The sequence below is a fragment of the Ancylobacter sp. genome (assembly GCF_965249975.1).
Lineage (GTDB): Bacteria > Pseudomonadota > Alphaproteobacteria > Rhizobiales > Xanthobacteraceae > Ancylobacter.
This window is the reverse complement of sequence record NZ_CBDFNE010000003.1, coordinates 568,974-586,353: the sequence shown is the minus strand read 5'-3', so window position 1 is coordinate 586,353 and position 17,380 is coordinate 568,974. Positions and strand designations below refer to the sequence as shown.

Annotated in this window: 15 protein-coding genes; 10 read left to right on the top strand and 5 right to left on the bottom strand. The window is 68.7% G+C overall.

The features are described 5' to 3' along the window. Window positions 1-47: 47 nt before the first annotated feature. A complete protein-coding gene (locus ACP2AH_RS02975) occupies window positions 48-2,042 on the bottom strand; it encodes a hypothetical protein (protein WP_425104424.1) in 1,995 nt (664 codons plus the stop codon). A gap of 172 nt (window positions 2,043-2,214) precedes the next feature. Between ACP2AH_RS02975 and ACP2AH_RS02970 the strand changes: the two genes are divergently transcribed. The 5 genes from ACP2AH_RS02970 (at window position 2,215) to ACP2AH_RS02950 (ending at window position 7,127) form a co-directional block, all read left to right on the top strand. Then, window positions 2,215-4,494, top strand: a complete 2,280-nt coding sequence (locus ACP2AH_RS02970) for an NADP-dependent malic enzyme (protein WP_425104423.1) — start codon at window positions 2,215-2,217, stop codon at window positions 4,492-4,494. A 160-nt stretch (window positions 4,495-4,654) separates the two neighbouring features. Next, window positions 4,655-4,975, top strand: a complete 321-nt coding sequence (locus ACP2AH_RS02965; RefSeq protein WP_244377197.1) for a glycine zipper domain-containing protein — start codon at window positions 4,655-4,657, stop codon at window positions 4,973-4,975. Window positions 4,976-5,278: 303 nt separating this feature from the next. Further along, complete coding sequence (locus ACP2AH_RS02960) at window positions 5,279-6,160, top strand: PhzF family phenazine biosynthesis protein (RefSeq protein ID WP_425104422.1); 882 nt, start codon at window positions 5,279-5,281, stop codon at window positions 6,158-6,160. 265 nt (window positions 6,161-6,425) lie between these two features. Next, window positions 6,426-6,638: a cold-shock protein gene (locus ACP2AH_RS02955; protein ID WP_244377193.1), complete on the top strand. Its 213-nt coding sequence runs from the start codon at window positions 6,426-6,428 to the stop codon at window positions 6,636-6,638. A gap of 273 nt (window positions 6,639-6,911) precedes the next feature. Then, window positions 6,912-7,127, top strand: coding sequence for a cold-shock protein (locus ACP2AH_RS02950; protein ID WP_013165949.1), 216 nt, complete (start codon window positions 6,912-6,914; stop codon window positions 7,125-7,127). A gap of 227 nt (window positions 7,128-7,354) precedes the next feature. On the opposite strand, the gene ACP2AH_RS02945 is transcribed toward ACP2AH_RS02950, so the two are convergent. Genes ACP2AH_RS02945 through ACP2AH_RS02935 form a run of 3 tightly spaced genes read right to left on the bottom strand, consistent with a single transcriptional unit; the run spans window position 7,355 to window position 10,931 of the window. After that, entirely contained in the window at window positions 7,355-8,182 is an 828-nt protein-coding gene (locus ACP2AH_RS02945) for an alpha/beta hydrolase (RefSeq protein ID WP_425104421.1), read from the bottom strand. 14 nt (window positions 8,183-8,196) lie between these two features. Continuing rightward, the gene (locus ACP2AH_RS02940) at window positions 8,197-9,684 is read right to left on the bottom strand and encodes an NAD-dependent succinate-semialdehyde dehydrogenase (RefSeq protein ID WP_425104420.1); all 1,488 of its coding nucleotides are present in this window, start codon (window positions 9,682-9,684) and stop codon (window positions 8,197-8,199) included. Beyond that, entirely contained in the window at window positions 9,681-10,931 is a 1,251-nt protein-coding gene (locus tag ACP2AH_RS02935; protein WP_425104419.1) for an iron-containing alcohol dehydrogenase, read from the bottom strand. The genes ACP2AH_RS02940 and ACP2AH_RS02935 overlap by 4 nt, the downstream gene beginning before the upstream one ends. Window positions 10,932-11,126: 195 nt before the next feature. Between ACP2AH_RS02935 and ACP2AH_RS02930 the strand changes: the two genes are divergently transcribed. The 5 genes from ACP2AH_RS02930 to ACP2AH_RS02910 all read left to right on the top strand — a co-directional run bounded on the left by ACP2AH_RS02930 (window position 11,127) and on the right by ACP2AH_RS02910 (window position 16,038). Beyond that, the gene (locus ACP2AH_RS02930; protein ID WP_425104717.1) at window positions 11,127-11,777 is read left to right on the top strand and encodes a GntR family transcriptional regulator; all 651 of its coding nucleotides are present in this window, start codon (window positions 11,127-11,129) and stop codon (window positions 11,775-11,777) included. After that, window positions 11,774-13,345, top strand: a complete 1,572-nt coding sequence (locus tag ACP2AH_RS02925; RefSeq protein ID WP_425104418.1) for a sugar ABC transporter ATP-binding protein — start codon at window positions 11,774-11,776, stop codon at window positions 13,343-13,345. Before ACP2AH_RS02930 ends, ACP2AH_RS02925 begins: the two co-directional genes overlap by 4 nt. Continuing rightward, entirely contained in the window at window positions 13,346-14,338 is a 993-nt protein-coding gene (locus tag ACP2AH_RS02920) for an ABC transporter permease (protein WP_425104417.1), read from the top strand. It begins immediately after the preceding gene. Window positions 14,339-14,417: 79 nt separating this feature from the next. After that, a complete protein-coding gene (locus tag ACP2AH_RS02915) occupies window positions 14,418-15,368 on the top strand; it encodes a substrate-binding domain-containing protein (RefSeq protein WP_425104416.1) in 951 nt (316 codons plus the stop codon). Window positions 15,369-15,420: 52 nt separating this feature from the next. Further along, window positions 15,421-16,038 carry a DJ-1/PfpI family protein gene (locus ACP2AH_RS02910; RefSeq protein ID WP_244377181.1) on the top strand — a complete coding sequence of 206 codons (618 nt, stop codon included), beginning with the start codon at window positions 15,421-15,423 and terminating at the stop codon, window positions 16,036-16,038. A 95-nt stretch (window positions 16,039-16,133) separates the two neighbouring features. Here the strand turns inward: ACP2AH_RS02910 and ACP2AH_RS02905 are convergent, their stop codons facing one another. After that, the gene (locus ACP2AH_RS02905) at window positions 16,134-17,372 is read right to left on the bottom strand and encodes a M20/M25/M40 family metallo-hydrolase (RefSeq protein WP_425104415.1); all 1,239 of its coding nucleotides are present in this window, start codon (window positions 17,370-17,372) and stop codon (window positions 16,134-16,136) included. Window positions 17,373-17,380 lie beyond the last annotated feature (8 nt).

The window sequence follows — 17,380 nt, the reverse complement described above, 5'->3', positions numbered from 1 at the left end:
AAAGGGCGGCCATCGGCCGCCCTTTCTGCTTTCGGGGGGCGCCGCGCTCAGGGCGCGGCGGGGGTGGTGACGTTGAGTTCGTCCACCAGCGACAGCGGGTCCTCGCTGTTCAGCGCCTCGACGATCAGCAGCATGGGCAGCGGCGGGTTGCGGGGGGTGACGCGCAGCGACAGCGTGCCCATCGGCTTCTGCACGAAGCGGATGAAGGCATCCACCGCCGGCCCGAGTTCCGGCCGGTCGGTCACCGCCTGGCCGAGCAGCAGATCGGCGAAGCCGGCGAAGAGCTGGCGGATTTCCTCCGGCTTCAGCCCCTGTTCCTTCGCCGCCTCTTCCAGCTTCTGATCGTAGAGGCCGGCATCGGTGAGCGTGAGGTCGAGCGAGTCGAGATTGACCTCCGCTGCCCCCGCCAGCGCCTCGTCCGGCTCGGTGGAGAACACGGAATCGTCGACGCCGCTGAGGCGGAGGCGGGCGTTCAGCGAGAAGGCGTCGGAGACTTCGACATAGGCCGGCTCCACCACCACCGTATTGGCGGCCTCGTTCCAGGCGGCGCCGAAATCGACGGCGAGGCTCGCCCGGTTCAGCTGCCCCGGCACCAGCGCGAAGGCAGACTTGCCGCTATTGACCAGCGCGGTCGGCCCGCTCATGCGCAGCGTGGCGGAGATGCGGGTCGGCAGCGCGTCCGGCTCGGCGGTCCAGGTGAGGGCGAAGCGGTCGATGTCGAGCGGCGAGCCTTGCTCGGTGGGGGCTTCCAGCTTGTCGATGGAAAGCGATTCGAGCGTGTTGAAGAACGGTGCCGGCCAGCGGCCGACCTGCGCCGGATGCTCGGCGGTGTCCGCCAGCAGCGTCATCAGCGTGCCGGCCCGCAGGCCGCCAAGGGCGAAGCGCCCCATCTTGAAGCTTTCGCCCGCCGGCCCGGTGCCGGCGAGCTTGTCGAGCGTCAGGCTGTCGATCCGCCCGCCTTCCACGGCGCCCAGCGTGAACGCGCCGAGGCTGAAGGCGATGCCGCCCGGGGCGGTGGCGTCCAGCGTGTCGAGGGACATGCCGCCAATGCGGATGCCCTCGTCGTAAATGCTGGCGAACAGCCGGAACAGCTCGGCGGCTTCCTCCGGCGGGGCTTCGCGGCCGGCGGCGGCGAGCTTTTCCAGCTGCCCGCGCATGGCGAGGATCTGCTCGACCGGAATGGCGGAGGGACGGATCGCCACCTCCTTCATCGTCATGTTCTTGATGCGCTGCGACACGCCGCCTTCGAGCGTCAGCTCATAGTCGGCCATGACAATGGAATCATGGACAGTGATGAACGCATCGCTGGCCTCGCGCAGTTCCGAATCCAAGAGGATCAGAACCGCCGCCACGTCGAACCCCGTGATCTCGACACGTCCGACCGAGCCCTTGCCGCTGCTGCCGGTGGGGCCGCTGAGGGTGAAGCGCGAGGGCTCGGCGGTCACGCGGGCGAAGCGGCCCTTGGCGAGCGCGTCGAGGCGGATCGCGCCATTGGTCTCCTCGCTGACGATCCGCGTGTCGCCCGTGCCGCTGCTGCCGGTGTTGGTGGAGACCGGGATATCGACTCGCTCGGCCGTGACCTGGCGCAGGAAGCTGAGCGCGATCTGCGGCGGGGTGCCGTCCACCGGCGCGCGCATCGGGAATTCCAGCCCGGTAATCTCGGCGCGCGGGGCGCGGTATTCCGAGGTGTCGGTGCCGCCAAGGCCGAGCGGCGGGCTCAGCGCGACATCGGTAAGGGCAACATCGCGCGCGAACACCCGCTCATTGCCGCGCCGCTCGACGCCGCTGGCGACCAGCGTGCCGATCTTCAGCGCGCCCTGTCCGGGACCGGCGAGGGAAAGGCCGCGCATCTCGAAGCGGCCGGCGAACAGGTCGTAGCGCACATCCTCGACGCTCGCGGTCGCGCCGCCGGCCCGGAGCGTGCCGAGGGCCGAATCGACCTCGCTGCGCGCCACGTGGTTGACGTAGAGCCCGATGCCGAAATAGCCGCCGATTCCGAGGATGAGGAGGGCGACGAGAGCGATGATAAACGGCTTGCGCATGCGAGGCTGACCTGGGGGCGGAGCGGGGACGGACGGGATTCGCCGCAGCGTGCCGGCGGCGGATTCACCTTAAACCAACCGTCCAAAGTACAGCACCAGAAAATCGGAAAGCCGTTGTGCGGCGGAACAGAATGCCTATGCTCCCCCGCCACGCTCCGGGGAAGGAAAAACGATGGCCTCTTACATCTCCGACGATCTGCGCTCTGGCGCGCTGTTCTATCACCGCAATCCGCGACCCGGTAAGCTTGAGATCCAGGCCACCAAGCCGCTGGCGAACCAGCGCGACCTCGCTTTGGCCTATACGCCCGGCGTCGCCGCCGTGTGCGAGGCGATCGCCGCCGACCGGGAGCTGGTGGCGGAACTGACGGCCCGGCAGAACCTCGTCGCCGTGGTTTCCAACGGCACCGCCGTGCTCGGCCTCGGCAATATCGGCCCGGAAGCCTCCAAGCCGGTCATGGAAGGCAAGGCGGTCCTGTTCAAGAAATTCGCCGGCATCGACGTGTTCGACATCGAGATCAACGCGCTGGAGCCGGACCATGTGGTGAGCGTGGTGGCGGCGCTGGAACCGACCTTCGGCGGCATCAACCTTGAGGACATCAAGGCGCCCGAGTGTTTCGAGATCGAGACCCGGCTGCGCGAGATCATGAAGATCCCGGTCTTCCATGACGACCAGCACGGTACCGCCATCATCGTCGTGGCGGCCATCGTCAATGCGCTGCACATCGGCGGCAAGAAGCTGGAAGACGTGAAGATCGTCACTTCGGGCGCCGGCGCCGCCGCCATCGCCACGCTGAACCTGCTGCGCTCCATGGGCGCCCGGCGCGAGAACATCTGGGTCACCGACATCGAGGGCGTGGTCTATGAGGGCCGCGAAAAGCTGATGGACCCCTATAAGGGGGTGTTCGCGCAGAAGACCGACAAGCGCACGCTGGCCGAGGTGATCGAGGGCGCCGACATCTTCATCGGCCTCTCCGCCGGCGGCGTGCTCAAGCCCGAAATGCTCAAGACCATGGCCGACCGCCCGCTGATCATGGCGTTGGCCAACCCGACGCCGGAGATCATGCCCGATCTCGCCCGCGACGCGCGCCCCGACGCGATGATCTGCACCGGCCGCTCGGACTTCCCCAACCAGGTCAACAACGTCCTGTGCTTCCCCTTCATCTTCCGCGGCGCGCTCGATGCGGGGGCGACGACGATCAATGAGGAGATGAAGGTGGCGGCGGTCAACGCCATCGCCGAACTGGCGCGCGAGACGCCCTCCGACGTGGTCGCCCGCGCCTATGGCGGCGAGACGCCGGTGTTCGGTCCGGCCTCGCTCATTCCCTCGCCCTTCGACCCGCGCCTCATTCTGCGCATCGCGCCGGCGGTGGCGCGGGCGGCGATGGAGAGCGGCGTCGCCAAGCGGCCGATCGCCGATTTCGACGCCTATCAGGAACAGCTCGATCGCTTCGTCTTCCGCTCCGGCCTGGTGATGAAGCCGATTTTCGCCCTCGCCAAGCAGGCGCCCAAGCGGGTGATCTACGCCGAGGGCGAGGATGAACGCATTCTGCGCGCGGCGCAGGTGGTGGTGGAAGAGGGCATCGCCCGTCCGATCCTGATCGGCCGCCCCTCGGTGGTGGAAACCCGCCTGCAGCGCTTCGGCCTGTCGATCCGCCCCGGGCGGGAATTCGACCTCATCAACCCCGAGGACGATCCGCGCTACCGCGACTATGTCACCACCTATGTCGAGCTGGCCGGCCGGCGCGGCGTGACGCCCGAACTCGCCCGCACGCTGGTGCGCACCACGCCCACCGTGATCGCCGCGCTCGCCGTGGTCCGCGGGGATGCCGACACCATGCTGTGCGGCGTGGAAGGCCGGTTCATCCGCCATCTGCGCCATATCCGCACCATTATCGGCCTGGCGCCGGGGGTGCGGGACGTGGCGGCGCTGTCCATGCTGCTGACGCAGAAGGGCGCGTTCTTCCTGTGCGACACCCAGGTGCAGACCGACCCCACGGCCGAAGACCTCGCCGAGATGGCGCAGCTCGCCGCCGCCCATGTGCGGCGCTTCGGCATCGAGCCGAAAGTGGCGCTGCTCTCGCATTCCGACTTCGGTAGCCGCGACGATGAGAGCGCGAAGAAGATGCGCCGCACGCTCGACCTCGTACTGCAGCGCGCCCCCGATCTCATGGTCGAGGGCGAGATGGAAGGCGACAGCGCGCTGGTGCCGGAAATGCGCGAGCGCGTGCTGCCGGGCTCGCGGCTGCAGGGCGTGGCCAATATCCTGGTCATGCCCAATCTCGACGCGGCCAATATCAGCTACCAGATGGTGAAGGTGTTCGGCGACGCGCTGCCTGTTGGCCCGATCCTGCTCGGCCCGGCCAAGCCCGCCCACATCCTCACCCCCTCGGTCACCGCGCGCGGCATCGTCAACATGACCGCCATCGCCGTGGTCGAGGCGCAGCACGGCTGAGCCGGAGGCGACGGGGCGCGCCGCGCGGCGCGCTTCGTTCCGCTGCGGCTTCATGATACCCTTACCCTGGGGCCGGTCGTGACAGGAAACTGCTGCGAGTCGCCGGCCCCGGTCTCAGCGGGGCCCGGCAGGCGCGCCCGCGCCAGCGGAGGGTTTCATCATGCGTCTTGGTTATTCCTGTGCGGTCGCGGCGCTGGCCGGCGGTCTTCTCGCCGTCGCCCCCGGCATGGCGCGGGCCAATGACACCGCCGCCGGGGCGCTGATCGGCGGCGCGGCCGGGGCCATCATCGGCGGTGCGGCCACCGGCAAGGCCGGCGGCGCCGTGGCCGGCGCGGTGATCGGCGGCGCCACCGGGGCGATCATCGGCAACCAGAGCGACAAGAACAAGAAGAAGTCCTATTACTACTGGTCGAACGGCAAGTGCCTGTACCACTACCCTAATGGGCAGGTGGTAAAGGTCAGCAAGAATTACTGTTACTGAGCGTCCTGTTGATCAGACGGAATCGCCGGTTCACCTGAAAACGGCGCGCCATCCAGCGGCCGCAGCCGTTTCCTGTCGCGACAGCCGGTCGGATTCACTGATGGCGGGTAACCGTCTCGCCCCCCGGCAGTGGGTGCGGGCGGAAGGAGCTTCGCAACCATGGTGGAGCGTTTTCGAGCGAAGTGGATACCGGTTCGCATGAAGAAAACGCGACAAAACAAAGAATTAGATCATTTCACTGTTTCCGTGAAACGGTGAAATGATCTAGCCAGGGCGACCGTGACGGCGCGGCGGGAGAAACTTGTGCGGTTGCGCTATCACACGGTCGATGTATTCACCCAGACCCGCTTCGGCGGCAATCCGCTCGCGGTCGTGCTGGATGCGGATGACCTGACGACCGCGCAGATGCAGGCGATCGCGCGGGAGTTCAATTATTCCGAGAGCAGCTTCGTGCTCCGCCCGTCCGATCCGGCCCATACCGCCCGGGTGCGGATATTCACCCCCACGGTGGAGGTGCCGTTTGCCGGGCATCCCAATGTCGGCACCGCGTTCGTCCTGGCGAGCGCCGGCGTCGCCGCCATGGGAGAGACGTTCACCTTCGAGGAAGCCGCCGGCCTGGTGCGGGGACACATCCGGCGCGACGGCGACCGCATCGCGCAGATACGGCTGAGCGCCCCGCAGCCGCTGCGCCTCGGCCGGGCCTTGCCGGCGGACGCCATCGCTCAATGCCTGTCGCTGAGCCCGGCGGACATCCGCTGCGACCGGCATCCGCCCCGTGTCGCCTCGGTGGGCCTGCCCTTCGTCGTGGTCGAGATCGCCAGCCGCGCCGCCCTGTCGCGCGCCAAGGCGAACCTGCCCGCCTTCGCCGCGCGCCTGCCCTGCGACGGCGCTGATGCCATCTACCTCTATTGCCGGGAACTGAGCGCGGCTGACGGCGCCGTCGACGTCACCGCACGCATGTTCGCCCCCTTCGACAATCTGCCGGAAGACCCCGCGACCGGCAGCGCGACGGCGGCGGCCTGCGCCTGGCTCGCCGCACTCGAAGGCGGGGCGCCGCGCGGTTTCGAGGTCGCGCAGGGCGTCGATATGGGCCGCCCGAGCCGGATCGCCATCGAGGTGACGCCGGATGCCGTGGTGATCGGCGGCGCCTGCGTGCCGGTCATGTCCGGCGACGTCTCGGTCTGACGGCGCGCGCCGTTCCGGCCTTGCCGGACGGGCGCCCGGCGGTACGGGTCTGACGTAACGGAATTTTCTCGCCCTCTGGTTGCTTTATGGCTCGAATATGGCGGCCTATGCCGTGGAAATGACATATTTTTGCCCAAGCTACCCACAGCCCGAATTCGCCGTACGCCGGTTGCCGCAAGGCGCCGCCGGGCGGCGGGGGTCGGCGCAGTTCGGCGGGTCCCGCGGGGATTCGCCGGTGTCTCACTGGTCTCGAAGGTTGTGTCTGATGGCGGATACCGGCACGGTTAAGTGGTTCAACGAGCAGAAGGGCTACGGCTTCATCCAGCCCGATAATGGCGGCAAGGACGTGTTCGTCCACATCAGCGCGGTGCAGCGCTCGGGCCTGCAGGGGCTGCGCGACGGGGAGAAGGTGTCCTTCGAGCTGCAGACCGACCAGCGCTCGGGCAAGACCTCGGCGGTCAATCTGCGTCCGGCCTGAGCCGACAGGGCCGATTTCGGTCGGTCGCATTCGATGAAAATCGAGGGAATGTCGTCGCTTTTCGGGGCGGCGACATTTCGCTGCGGAAGCCTTGCTTCTGCCACGCGCGCCTCTTGCAAACACAGCTATTCGCGCTAGTCTCTCGCGCAGACTTTGGCTGGACTCTGGGCCGTTTCACCTGCGGGTGCACGTTCAGCTTTTCTTCCAAATTCGACCCAGCGGCTTGGCCCCGGCCACGCCGGATGTGCAACCTCGATACGTGAGACTATCCTAATGTCTACCCAGACCGGCACCGTGAAGTGGTTCAACGATCAGAAGGGCTACGGCTTCATTCAGCCCGATGGCGCTGGCAAGGACGTGTTCGTCCACATCAGCGCGGTTCAGCGTTCGGGCCTCCAGGGCCTGCGTGACGGCGAGAAGGTCTCCTTCGAGCTGCAGACCGACCAGCGTTCGGGCAAGACCTCCGCGGTCAACCTGCGCGTCGGCTGAGCCAGCCCTCCGGGGCCGGCGGCCGCCGCCGGCTTCTGCGTAAACAAGGGAGAGCCGTCGGCCCCGCCGGGCCGGCGGCTCTTTCCTTTTGGCCGCCGCCGCCCGGCCGAAAGGTGGCCGGGGCCGAGGCATGGGTGTCGGAGCGTCAGCCCGAACCGACGCGGCGGGCGTTCGGGTGCCGGCCCGTCACGCCAACCCCGGCAGCGCGTGGCGCGGGGGCCTGATTCTCACGGCGCGGGGGCGAGCAGGCGGGCGAGCCGAAGCGCGGCCTCCGTGCCGCGGGTGCCGAGATCGGCGACCAGGCTCATATGGTCCGCCCCCGCGACAGTCGCGGCGTCCACATCGACACCCGCGTGGGCGAGATGCCGGGCGAAGGCGGCGGACTGCGCGTGGAACGGCGCCGTTTCGCGCTCCCCTACCAGCAGCGCCACCTGCCCGCCCGGGCCATAGGCGTGGCGCAGCGGGCTGTAGTGCGCGACCTCTTCATCGGTGAGGGCGATCAGCTCCTTGAGAAAGGAGCCTTGCAGCGGCGCGAGATCGTAGAGCCCGCTGAGCAGCAGGGTGCCGTTGATCGCGCCGGCAAGGGCGGGATCGGCGCGCATCAGCGCGCCGAGATGGCCCCCCGCCGAATGGCCGGAGAGGGTGAGGCGCGCGGGATCGCCGCCAAACTCGCCGATATGGCCGCGCAACCAGCCGCAGGCACGCCGCAGCTGGGCAATGAGGGTCTCCATCCGTACCGCCGGCATGAGCGCATAATCGACGATGACCGCGATCGCCCCCGCCTGGGTGACGGTTTCCGCGACGAAGGAGAAATCCTCCTTGGCGAACATCCGCCAATAGCCGCCATGGATGAACAGGTGCACCGCCCCCGTCGCCGTGTCGGGGGGCGGGAAGAACAGGTCGAGCCGTTCCGCCGGCGTCGGCCCATAGGCGATGTCGGCGCGCATCGGCAGACGGGCGCGGGTGGCGGCGCTGCGGGCGGCGTAATCGGCCACGTGCCGGTCGAAATCCGGCACGTGGTCGCGGGTGCGGAACGGATCGGGCGTGTGAACCATCAGCGCGGCCGGGTTCAGAGCCCGGTGGCGATGTATTTCGCCTCCAGGAACTCCATCACGCCGTGATGCCCGCCCTCGCGACCGAGGCCGGACTGCTTGGTGCCGCCGAACGGCGCGGCGGGATCGGAGACGAGGCCGCGATTGAGGCCGACCATGCCGGTTTCGATCCGCCGCGACACGCGCAGGCCGCGCGCGAGATCGCGGGTGAAGACATAGGCGGCGAGGCCGTATTCCGTCGCATTGGCGAGCGCCACCGCCTCGTCCTCGGTCTCGAAGCGGCTGAGCGCGGCGACGGGGCCGAAAATCTCCTCGCACCCCATGGCCGCGTCGGCCGGCACATCGACGAGCACGGTGGGCGGGTAGAAATGACCCGGCCCTTCCGGCCGCACGCCGCCGCACAGCAGCCGCGCCCCGCGGGCGAGCGCGTCTTCCACCAGCCGCTCGATCTTGTCCACCGCCTTGCCGGTGATCATCGGCCCGCATTCGGTGGCGGCATCCACGCCGGGGCCGACCTTGAGCGCGGCCATGCGGCGGGTGAGTTCTTCGGCGAACCGGTCATAAAGCCCGGCCTGCACATAGATGCGGTTGGCGGCGGTGCAGGCCTCGCCGGCATTGCGCATCTTGGCGAGCATCGCGCCTTCCAGCGCCACATCGAGATCGGCATCGTCGAACACAAGGAGCGGGGCGTTGCCGCCAAGCTCCATCGAGCAACTGATGACGTTCTTGGCCGCCTCGGCCAGCAGCGCGCGGCCCACCGGGGTGGAGCCGGTGAAGGAGAGCTTGCGCACACGCAGGTCGCCCAGCATCGCGGCGGTGACCGGGCCGGGCGTGGAGGTGGTGAGCACATTGACCACGCCGGGCGGGACGCCGGCTTCCTCATAGAGCGCGGCGAGGGCGTAGGCGGTGAGCGGCGTCTCGCTCGCCGGCTTCAGCACCACGGTGCAGCCCGCCGCCAGTGCCGGGCCGATCTTGCGGGTGGCCATGGCGGCGGGAAAGTTCCACGGGGTGATGAGCACGCCGATGCCGATCGGCTCATAATCGACGATGATGTGGTTGCCGCCGGCGGGGGAGAGCGCGAAATCGCCGCTGATGCGGACGGCTTCCTCGGCGTTCCAGCGGAAGAATTCGGCGGCATAGGCGACTTCGCCGCGCGCATCGCGCAGCGCCTTGCCGTTTTCCAGCGAAATCAGCCGGGCGAGATCGTCGGCCCGGGCGGTCATCAGCTCGAAGCAGCGGCGCAGGATTTCCGAGCGGCGGCGCGGCGGGGTCGCGCGCCAGGCGGGGGCGGCGCCTGCGGCGGCGTCCACCGCCGCCATCGCCTCAGCCACCCCGGCATCCGGCACCTCGGCGAGCACCGCACCGTTCGAGGGATCGATGACAGGGATGCGCGCCCCCGCCTCCGGCCAGCTCCACTGCCCGCCAATATAGAGCCCGCGCGCGCCATCGGCCGGCGCGATATGAGGGGCAGCGCCGGCGGCGAGCGGGGCGGTGGCGATGTTCATGGCAGGACTTCCTGTTCGAGGACGACGGCCGCCGCCGCGAGATCGCCGATGTACGCGGCCTCCAGCAGGCGGGCCATCTCCGGGGCGGCGATGGGACGGGGATTGTTGCGGATCAGCCGCTCGATGGCGAGCGCCTGCTCGCCGGTCCAGGCCAGCTGGTCGCGGGTGAGGCCGAGACCGGCGAGGGTCGGGCAGATGCCGATGGCGGCGAGGAGGCGCGCCACCTCGTCGATCGCTGCCTGCGCCAGCGCGGCGCGCGAGCGCACCTCGGCGGGCAGGCCCAGCGCGAGGGCGATCTCGGCCAGCTCGTCCTCGGCGGCGTCGCGGTTGAAGCGCATGACATAGGGCAGCAGCGTGGCGACGCCGAGCCCGTGCGCGGTGTGGGTGAGGGCGCCGACCGGGTACTGGATGGCATGGGCGGCGGCGGTGCCGGCCGTGCCGAAAGCGCAGCCGGCGGCGAGCGCGGCCAGCATCACATCGGCCCGCGCCTCCTCGTCCGCACCGTCGCGGCAGGCCCGCTCCAGGCTGCGGCCGAGCAGGCTTATGGCGAGCCGGGCGAAATGATCGGTCAGCGCGCTCTTGCCGATGAACACATGGCGCTGCGCGAGTTCCGGCGATGGCGCCCGGCGCCCGGCGGTGAACGCCTCGATGGCATGGGTGAGCGCGTCGGCCCCGGCAATGGCGGTGAGCGCGGGCGGGCAGGAGAGGGTGAGGTCGGGATCGCAGATCGCCGCGCGGGGCAGGAGATGCGGGCTGGAAATGCCCACCTTCAGCGTGCGGTCTGGATCGGAGATCACCGCCACCGGCGTTGCCTCCGAGCCGGTGCCGGCGGTGGTCGGCACCGCGATGATCGGCAGCACGGGGCCGGGGACCTTGAACTCCCCGTAATAGTCCGGCAGCCGCCCGCCATGGCTGAGGAGCAGCGCCGCGCATTTGGCCATGTCGAGGCAGCTGCCGCCGCCAATGCCGATCACCAGATCGGGGGCGAAGGCCCGCGCGGCCTCGGCGCATTCCGCCGCGCTGTCGCGCGGCACGTCGGGCAGCACGCGGTTATCGACCCGCACCGTGAGCCCGGCCTCCTGCAGCCCGGCGATCATCTGCGCCAAGTCGGCTGAGGCGGACAGGCGCTCATCGGTGCAGATCAGCGCCCGTGACCCGAGGCGGCGGGCGACGGCGGGCAAAGCGTGGCGCTGGCCCTTGCCGAACAGGATTTCGCTGGGGAGCCGAAGGGCGGCGAAGGAGGTCACGGCTTTATCCATCTGAAAAGGCACGGCATTTCAGCCTGCCGGTGCGCCCTACACGAAATCGTATAGGATATCGTATTGAATGCCGCAGAGGATCATGCTAGCTCTGGATCATTGTCAAGGGGCAAAACCGTGCGCAGTCCGAAAGCTCTCGCCACTTCCGCTCTCTCCGCCGCACCGCGTGACGGTTCGCAGGCCATTCAGCGCAATGCCGGCCTCGCCGAGGAGGTCTATGAGGCCATCCTCGCCCGGCTGATGGCGCTGAAGATCCCGCCGGGTTCGCGCATCACGGTCGACAATCTGGTGCGCGAGCTCGCCGTGTCGCAGACGCCGATCCGCGAGGCGCTCGGCCGGCTGGAGGGCGAGGGGCTGGTGGTCAAGACCCACCTCGTCGGCTACAGCGCCGCGCCGCAGATCACCCGCACCCGTTTCAACGAGCTGTACGAACTGCGCCTGCTGCTGGAGCCGGACGCTGCCAGCCGTGCGGCGGCGGTCATGACGGATGACGCGCTGGCCGACCTTGCCGAAGCGGCCGGGGTGATGTCGCGCGAGGGCGGCGCCGACGACCGGGCGCGCTATTCGCAATTCGCCCGCCAGGATGCGCTGTTCCATGACCGCATTCTGGAGGTCGCCGGCAACGCGCTGATCCGCGAGACGCTGGCCCACCAGCACACCCACTTCCACATTTTCCGCCTGATGTTCCACGCCCGCGTCACCGAGGAGGCGCTGGACGAGCACGCGGCGATCCTCGCGGCCTTCGCGGCGCGCGATCCCGAGGCCGCCCGGCAGGCGATGCGTCTGCATATCGAGCGCTCGCGCGACCGGCTGCTGCCGGCGTTCGACCTATGACCGCCGCGCCGCTCGCCCTCGCTCCGGCCGGTGTGGCGGCAGCGCCGGTGCTGCGCGCCGAACATCTCGCCAAGGAATTCAGCGGGGTGCGGGTGCTCTCCGATGTCTCGCTCGATCTGCGTGCCGGCGAGATTCACGCCGTCATCGGCGAGAACGGCGCCGGCAAGTCGACGCTGATGCGGCTGCTCTCGGGTTATCTCAAGCCCAGCGAGGGGACGCTGTTCCTCGATGGCGCGCCGGTCGCCTTCCACGCGCCGAAGGAGGCGCAGGCCGCGGGCATCGCGCTGGTGCATCAGGAAATCCTGCTCGCCGATGCGCTGACCGTCACCGAGAACATCTTCATCGGCCGCGAGATCGCCCGTTTCGGTCGGCTGGACGAGCGCGCCATGCGCGCGGCGGCGGCGGCGCGGCTGGCCGAGATCGGCTGCAAGGTGTCGCCGACCGCGCTGGTGCGCGACATCTCGCTCGCCAACCGGCAATTGGTGCAGATCGCCAAGGCGCTGCTCGGCACCCAGCGCGTCGTCATCTTCGACGAGCCGACCGCCGTGCTGACCCATGACGAGGTCGATCCGCTGCTCGACATCATTGCCGAGCTGCGGACCCGCGGCGTCGCCATTCTCTATATCAGCCACCGCCTGGACGAGGTGGAGCGACTCGCCGACCGGGTGACGGTGCTGCGCGACGGCCGCATGGTCGGCACCTATGACGCGCAGGGCCTGACGCCGCAGCGCATGGCGAGCCTGATGGTCGGGCGCGAGTTTTCCAGCCTCTATCCCGCGCGGCAGGACCCGGCACGGCTTGCCGGTGCGGACGCCGCTCCCGCGCTGGAGATCGAGAACGCCCATGTCCCCGGCTTCGTGCGCGATGTGTCGCTGAGCCTGCGCGAGGGGGAAATCCTCGGCCTTGCCGGCATGATCGGCGCCGGCCGCACCGAATTGTTCGAGGGGCTGCTGGGCCTGCGGCCGGCCAGCTTCGGCGCGGTGCGGCTGCATGGCGAGGCGGTGCATTTCCACTCCCCGGCGCAGGCGGCGGCGCGCGGCGTCGGCTATCTCACCGAGGACCGCAAGGGCAAGGGCCTGCTGCTGGACGAGAAGCTGGCGCCGAACCTCACCCTCGCTGCGCTCGACCGGGTTCACCCGGCCGCCGGGCTCGACCTCGCCGGCGAGGCCCGGCTGCTCGACCGCGCGGTGACGGGTTACGACATCCGCCTGCGCAGCCGCGAGGCGAAGGCCGGCCAGCTCTCCGGCGGCAACCAGCAGAAGCTCTTGCTCGCCAAGGTGATGCTCAACGAGCCGACGGTGCTGATCATCGACGAGCCGACGCGCGGCATCGACATCGCCAATAAGAGCCAGATCTACGCCTTCATCCAGTCGCTGGTGCGCGAGGGGCGCTCCTGCATCGTCATCTCCTCGGAAATGCAGGAGCTGATCGGCCTGTGCGACCGCATCCTCGTCATGCGGGCCGGCCGGATCAATGGCGAACTCGCCGGCGACGCCATGACCGAAAGCAATGTCGCGCTCTGCGCCACCAGCAGCGCGGCCAATGAACAATATCTGGGAGGAACATAGATGGCTGACCTGGCCGCCGCGCCCCCGCGCGCTTCGCATGGCTGGTCGATCGGCTGGGGCGATGCGGGCCCCTTCCTGGCGCTGGCCGCGCTGGTGCTGATCGGATTCCTCATCAATCCCGACTTCCTGTCGGCCAACAACATCGCCAATGTCGTCACCCGCAGTGCCTTCATCGCCATCATCGCCATCGGCGCCACCTTCGTCATCGCCTCGGGCGGGCTCGATCTTTCCGTCGGCTCGATGGCGGCCTTCATCACCGGCGTGATGATCCTGTTCATGAACTGGGCGGCGCCGAGCGTCGGCACGGCGGCCATCCCGCTCGGCATGGCGGTGGCGCTGGTGACGGGGCTGGCCTGCGGCCTGCTCAACGGCACCATCGTCACCCTCGGCCGCATCGAGCCCTTCATCGCCACGCTCGGCACGATGGGCATCTTCCGCGCGCTCATCACCTATATGACCGATGGCGGCACGGTGGCGATCGACCGCAGCCTGCGCGAGGCCTATCGGCCGGTCTATTTCGGCGATGTGCTGGGCGTGCCGATCCCGATCCTGGTCTCGCTCGCCGTCGCGCTGGTGGCCGCCTATGTGCTCTACCGCACCCGCTACGGCCGGCGCTGCGTCGCGGTCGGGGCGAATGAGGACGTGGCCCGCTACTCCGGCATCTCGGTGGCGCGGGTGCGCACCCTGGCCTTCGTAATCCAGGGCGCCTGCGTCGCCATCGCCGCCATCTGCTACGTGCCGCGCCTCGGGGCGGCGACGCCGACCACCGGCGTGCTGTGGGAATTGCAGGTCATCACCGCCGTGGTGATCGGCGGCACCGCGCTGCGGGGCGGGCGCGGGCGGGTGTGGGGCACGGTCGCCGGTGCGGTGATCCTCGAATTCATCGCCAATCTGATGGTCCTGTCCGACTTCGTCTCCGAGTACCTCGTCGCCGCCGTGCAGGGGGTGATCATCATCATCGCCATGCTGATCCAGCGCATGTCGAAGAGGTAGCGTGCCTGAGAAACCGCCCCGCGCGAGGCAGCCGCGACGGGCCGCGATCAATCAAGACTGCCGCACCATGGAGGAAACAATGCTCAAGCATACCCTGATCGCCGCCGGCGTGACGACGGCGCTGCTGGCCGCCGGCCCGGCCCTCGCCGCCGAGAAGAAGACCATCGCCGTCTCCATTCCCGCCGCCGACCATGGCTGGACCGCTGGCGTCGTCTATCACGCCAATGCCGCCGCCAAGGAGATCAACAAGGCGTTTCCCGGCATCGAGGTGATCGTGAAGACTTCGCCCTCGGCCAGCGCGCAGGTGAGCGCCATCGAGGACCTGTCGGCGACGCGCAAGCTCGACGCGCTGGTGATCCTGCCGCACACGTCGGAGGAACTGACCACGCCGGTGAAGGCGATCAAGGACAAGGGCAGCTTCATCACCGTGGTCGATCGCGGGCTGAACGATCCGAAGATCCAGGATCTCTATGTCGCCGGCGACAACATCGCGGTCGGCTACAACACCGCGAAGTTCCTGGTGGAGAAGATGGGCGGCAAGGGCAATCTCGTCGTGCTGCGCGGCATCCCCACCGTGATCGACGATGAGCGCATCAAGGGCTTCCAGGACGGCATCGCCGGCACGCAGATGAAGATCCTCGACATCCAGTACGCCAACTGGAACAGCGACGAGGCGTTCAAGCTGATGCAGGACTATCTGGCCAAATACCCGCAGATCGACGCGGTGTGGGCCAATGACGACGACATGCTGCTCGGCGTGCTGGAAGCGATCAAGCAGTCCGGCCGCAAGGAGATCAAATTCGCCCTCGGCGGCAACGGCATGAAGGAGATCATCGAGAAGGTGAAGGCGGGTGACGCGGTGACGCCGGTTGAGACGCCCTATCCGCCCTCCATGATCAAGACCGCGATCTACCTGACCGCCGCGCATTTCGCCGGCCATGCCCCGGTGCGCGGCACGCTGAAGCTCGACGCGCCGCTGATCACCAAGGAGAACGCGGACGAGTATTATTTCCCGGACTCGCCTTTCTGAGGCGCGGGGCTACGTCAGATTCATAAACCACGACAAAGCTGAGGAAACGACCATGGCGGGTAAGAAAATCCTGATGCTCACCGGCGAGTTCACCGAGGAATACGAGATTTTCGTGTTCCAGCAGGGAATGGAAGCTGTCGGCCACACCGTTCACGTCGTCTGCCCGGACAAGAAGGCCGGCGACAAGATCCAGACCTCGCTGCACGATTTCGAGGGCCACCAGACCTATATCGAGCGCTACGGCCACCTCGCCGACATCAACAAGACCTTCTCCGAGGTGAAGCTGGAGGAGTATGACGCCGTCTACTGCGCTGGCGGACGCGGGCCGGAATATATCCGCACCGACAAGCGCATCCAGGCCATGGTCCGCCACTTCCATGAGACCGGAAAGCCGATCTTCACCATCTGCCACGGCGTGCAGATCCTCATCGCCGTCGACGGGGTGGTGACGGGCAAGCGGGTTGGCGCGCTCGGCGCCTGCGAGCCGGAAGTGCGCCTCGCCGGCGGCACCTATGTCGACCTCTCCCCGACCGAGGCGCTGGTCGACGGCAATATGGTCTCGGCCAAGGGCTGGACGGCGCTCGCCGCCTTCATGCGCGAATGCCTGAAGGTGCTGGGCACCGAAATCCGCCACGCCGACACCGTGCCCGCCGCCAGCCGCGCGGCCTGACGCGCCTGTCGCGTGAAGCTCTCCCGGCCTGTCCGGCCGGGAGACGGCGCGCCGGGCCGCCTTGGGGGCGGGTGAGGGCGGCCCGGCGCGTTTGCCTAGCTCAGGTCGCCGCCGAGCACATCCGCCAGCGTCCGCGCAACGACCTTGGTGGCGCGCGTCAGATCGGCCAGCGGCAGGCGCTCATCGGCGCGGTGGGCGTTGGCCTCCTCGATGGAGCGCGGGCCGGCGCCATAGAGCACGGTCGGCACGCCGGCCGCCGCATAGAGCCGGGCGTCGGTGTAGAGCGGCACGCCGACGGCTTTGATCGGCTCGCCCATCACCGCGCTGGCATGGCGGCACAGCATCTCGCTCAGCCGCTCGGAAGCGGGGGTGGGGGTGAGCGGGGTGGCGAGCAGGATGCGGCGCACCTCGACCCGGGCCTCGGGGAAATCCTGCGCCGCCGCCGCGATCACCGCGCGCAGTTCCGCCTCCACTTCCACCGGGTTCTCTTCCGGGATCATCCGCCGGTCGAGGCGGAAGGTGATGCGGTCGGGCACGACATTGGTATTGATGCCGCCCCGGATCAGCCCCACTGTCATTTGCGGGCTGCCAATGCCGGCAATGGCCGAGACGCGCGCGGCCAGGCCCTTGCGCCAGGCATAGAGCGCGCTCAGCACATGATTGGCCGCCTCCAGCGCGTCGATGCCGGTGAACGGCTTGGCGGCATGGGCCGAGCGGCCGTTCACTTCGACTTCCAGATGCAGGCAGCCATTATGGGCGTTGACCACGCCATAGGAGAAGCCGGCGGAAAGCGCGTAGTCCGGCCGGCTCAGCCCTTCGCGCAGCAGCCAGCCCGGCCCGATCTCGCCGCCGGCCTCCTCGTCATAGGTGAAGTGCAGTTCCACCGTGCCGCCCAGCGCCGCGCCGCTCTGTTTCAGCGCGATCAGCGCCCAGAGATAGGTGGCGAAGTCCGACTTCGAGACAGCGACGCCGCGCCCATACATCCAGCCATCGACGATCTCGGCGCCATAGGGGTCATGGGTCCAGCCCTCGCCGGGCGGCACCACGTCGCCATGGGCGTTCAACGCCACCACCGGGCCGTCGCCGAAGCGGTGGCGCACAATCAGATTGGTCGCCGACACCATGCCATTGGCGCGCACAAGTTCGTCCGGCACCGCGTGGCGCTCGACGGAGAAGCCAAGCGCCTCGATCAGGCGCGCGGTGGCCTCGGCATGCGGGGTGCAGTCGCCGGCCGGATTGTCGGAGGGCATGCGGACGATCGCGGCGAGAAAGCCGATCTGACGGTCGCGCTCATGGTCGATGATGTCGTTCAGGCGGTGGGCAAGCGTGGACATGGGGTACC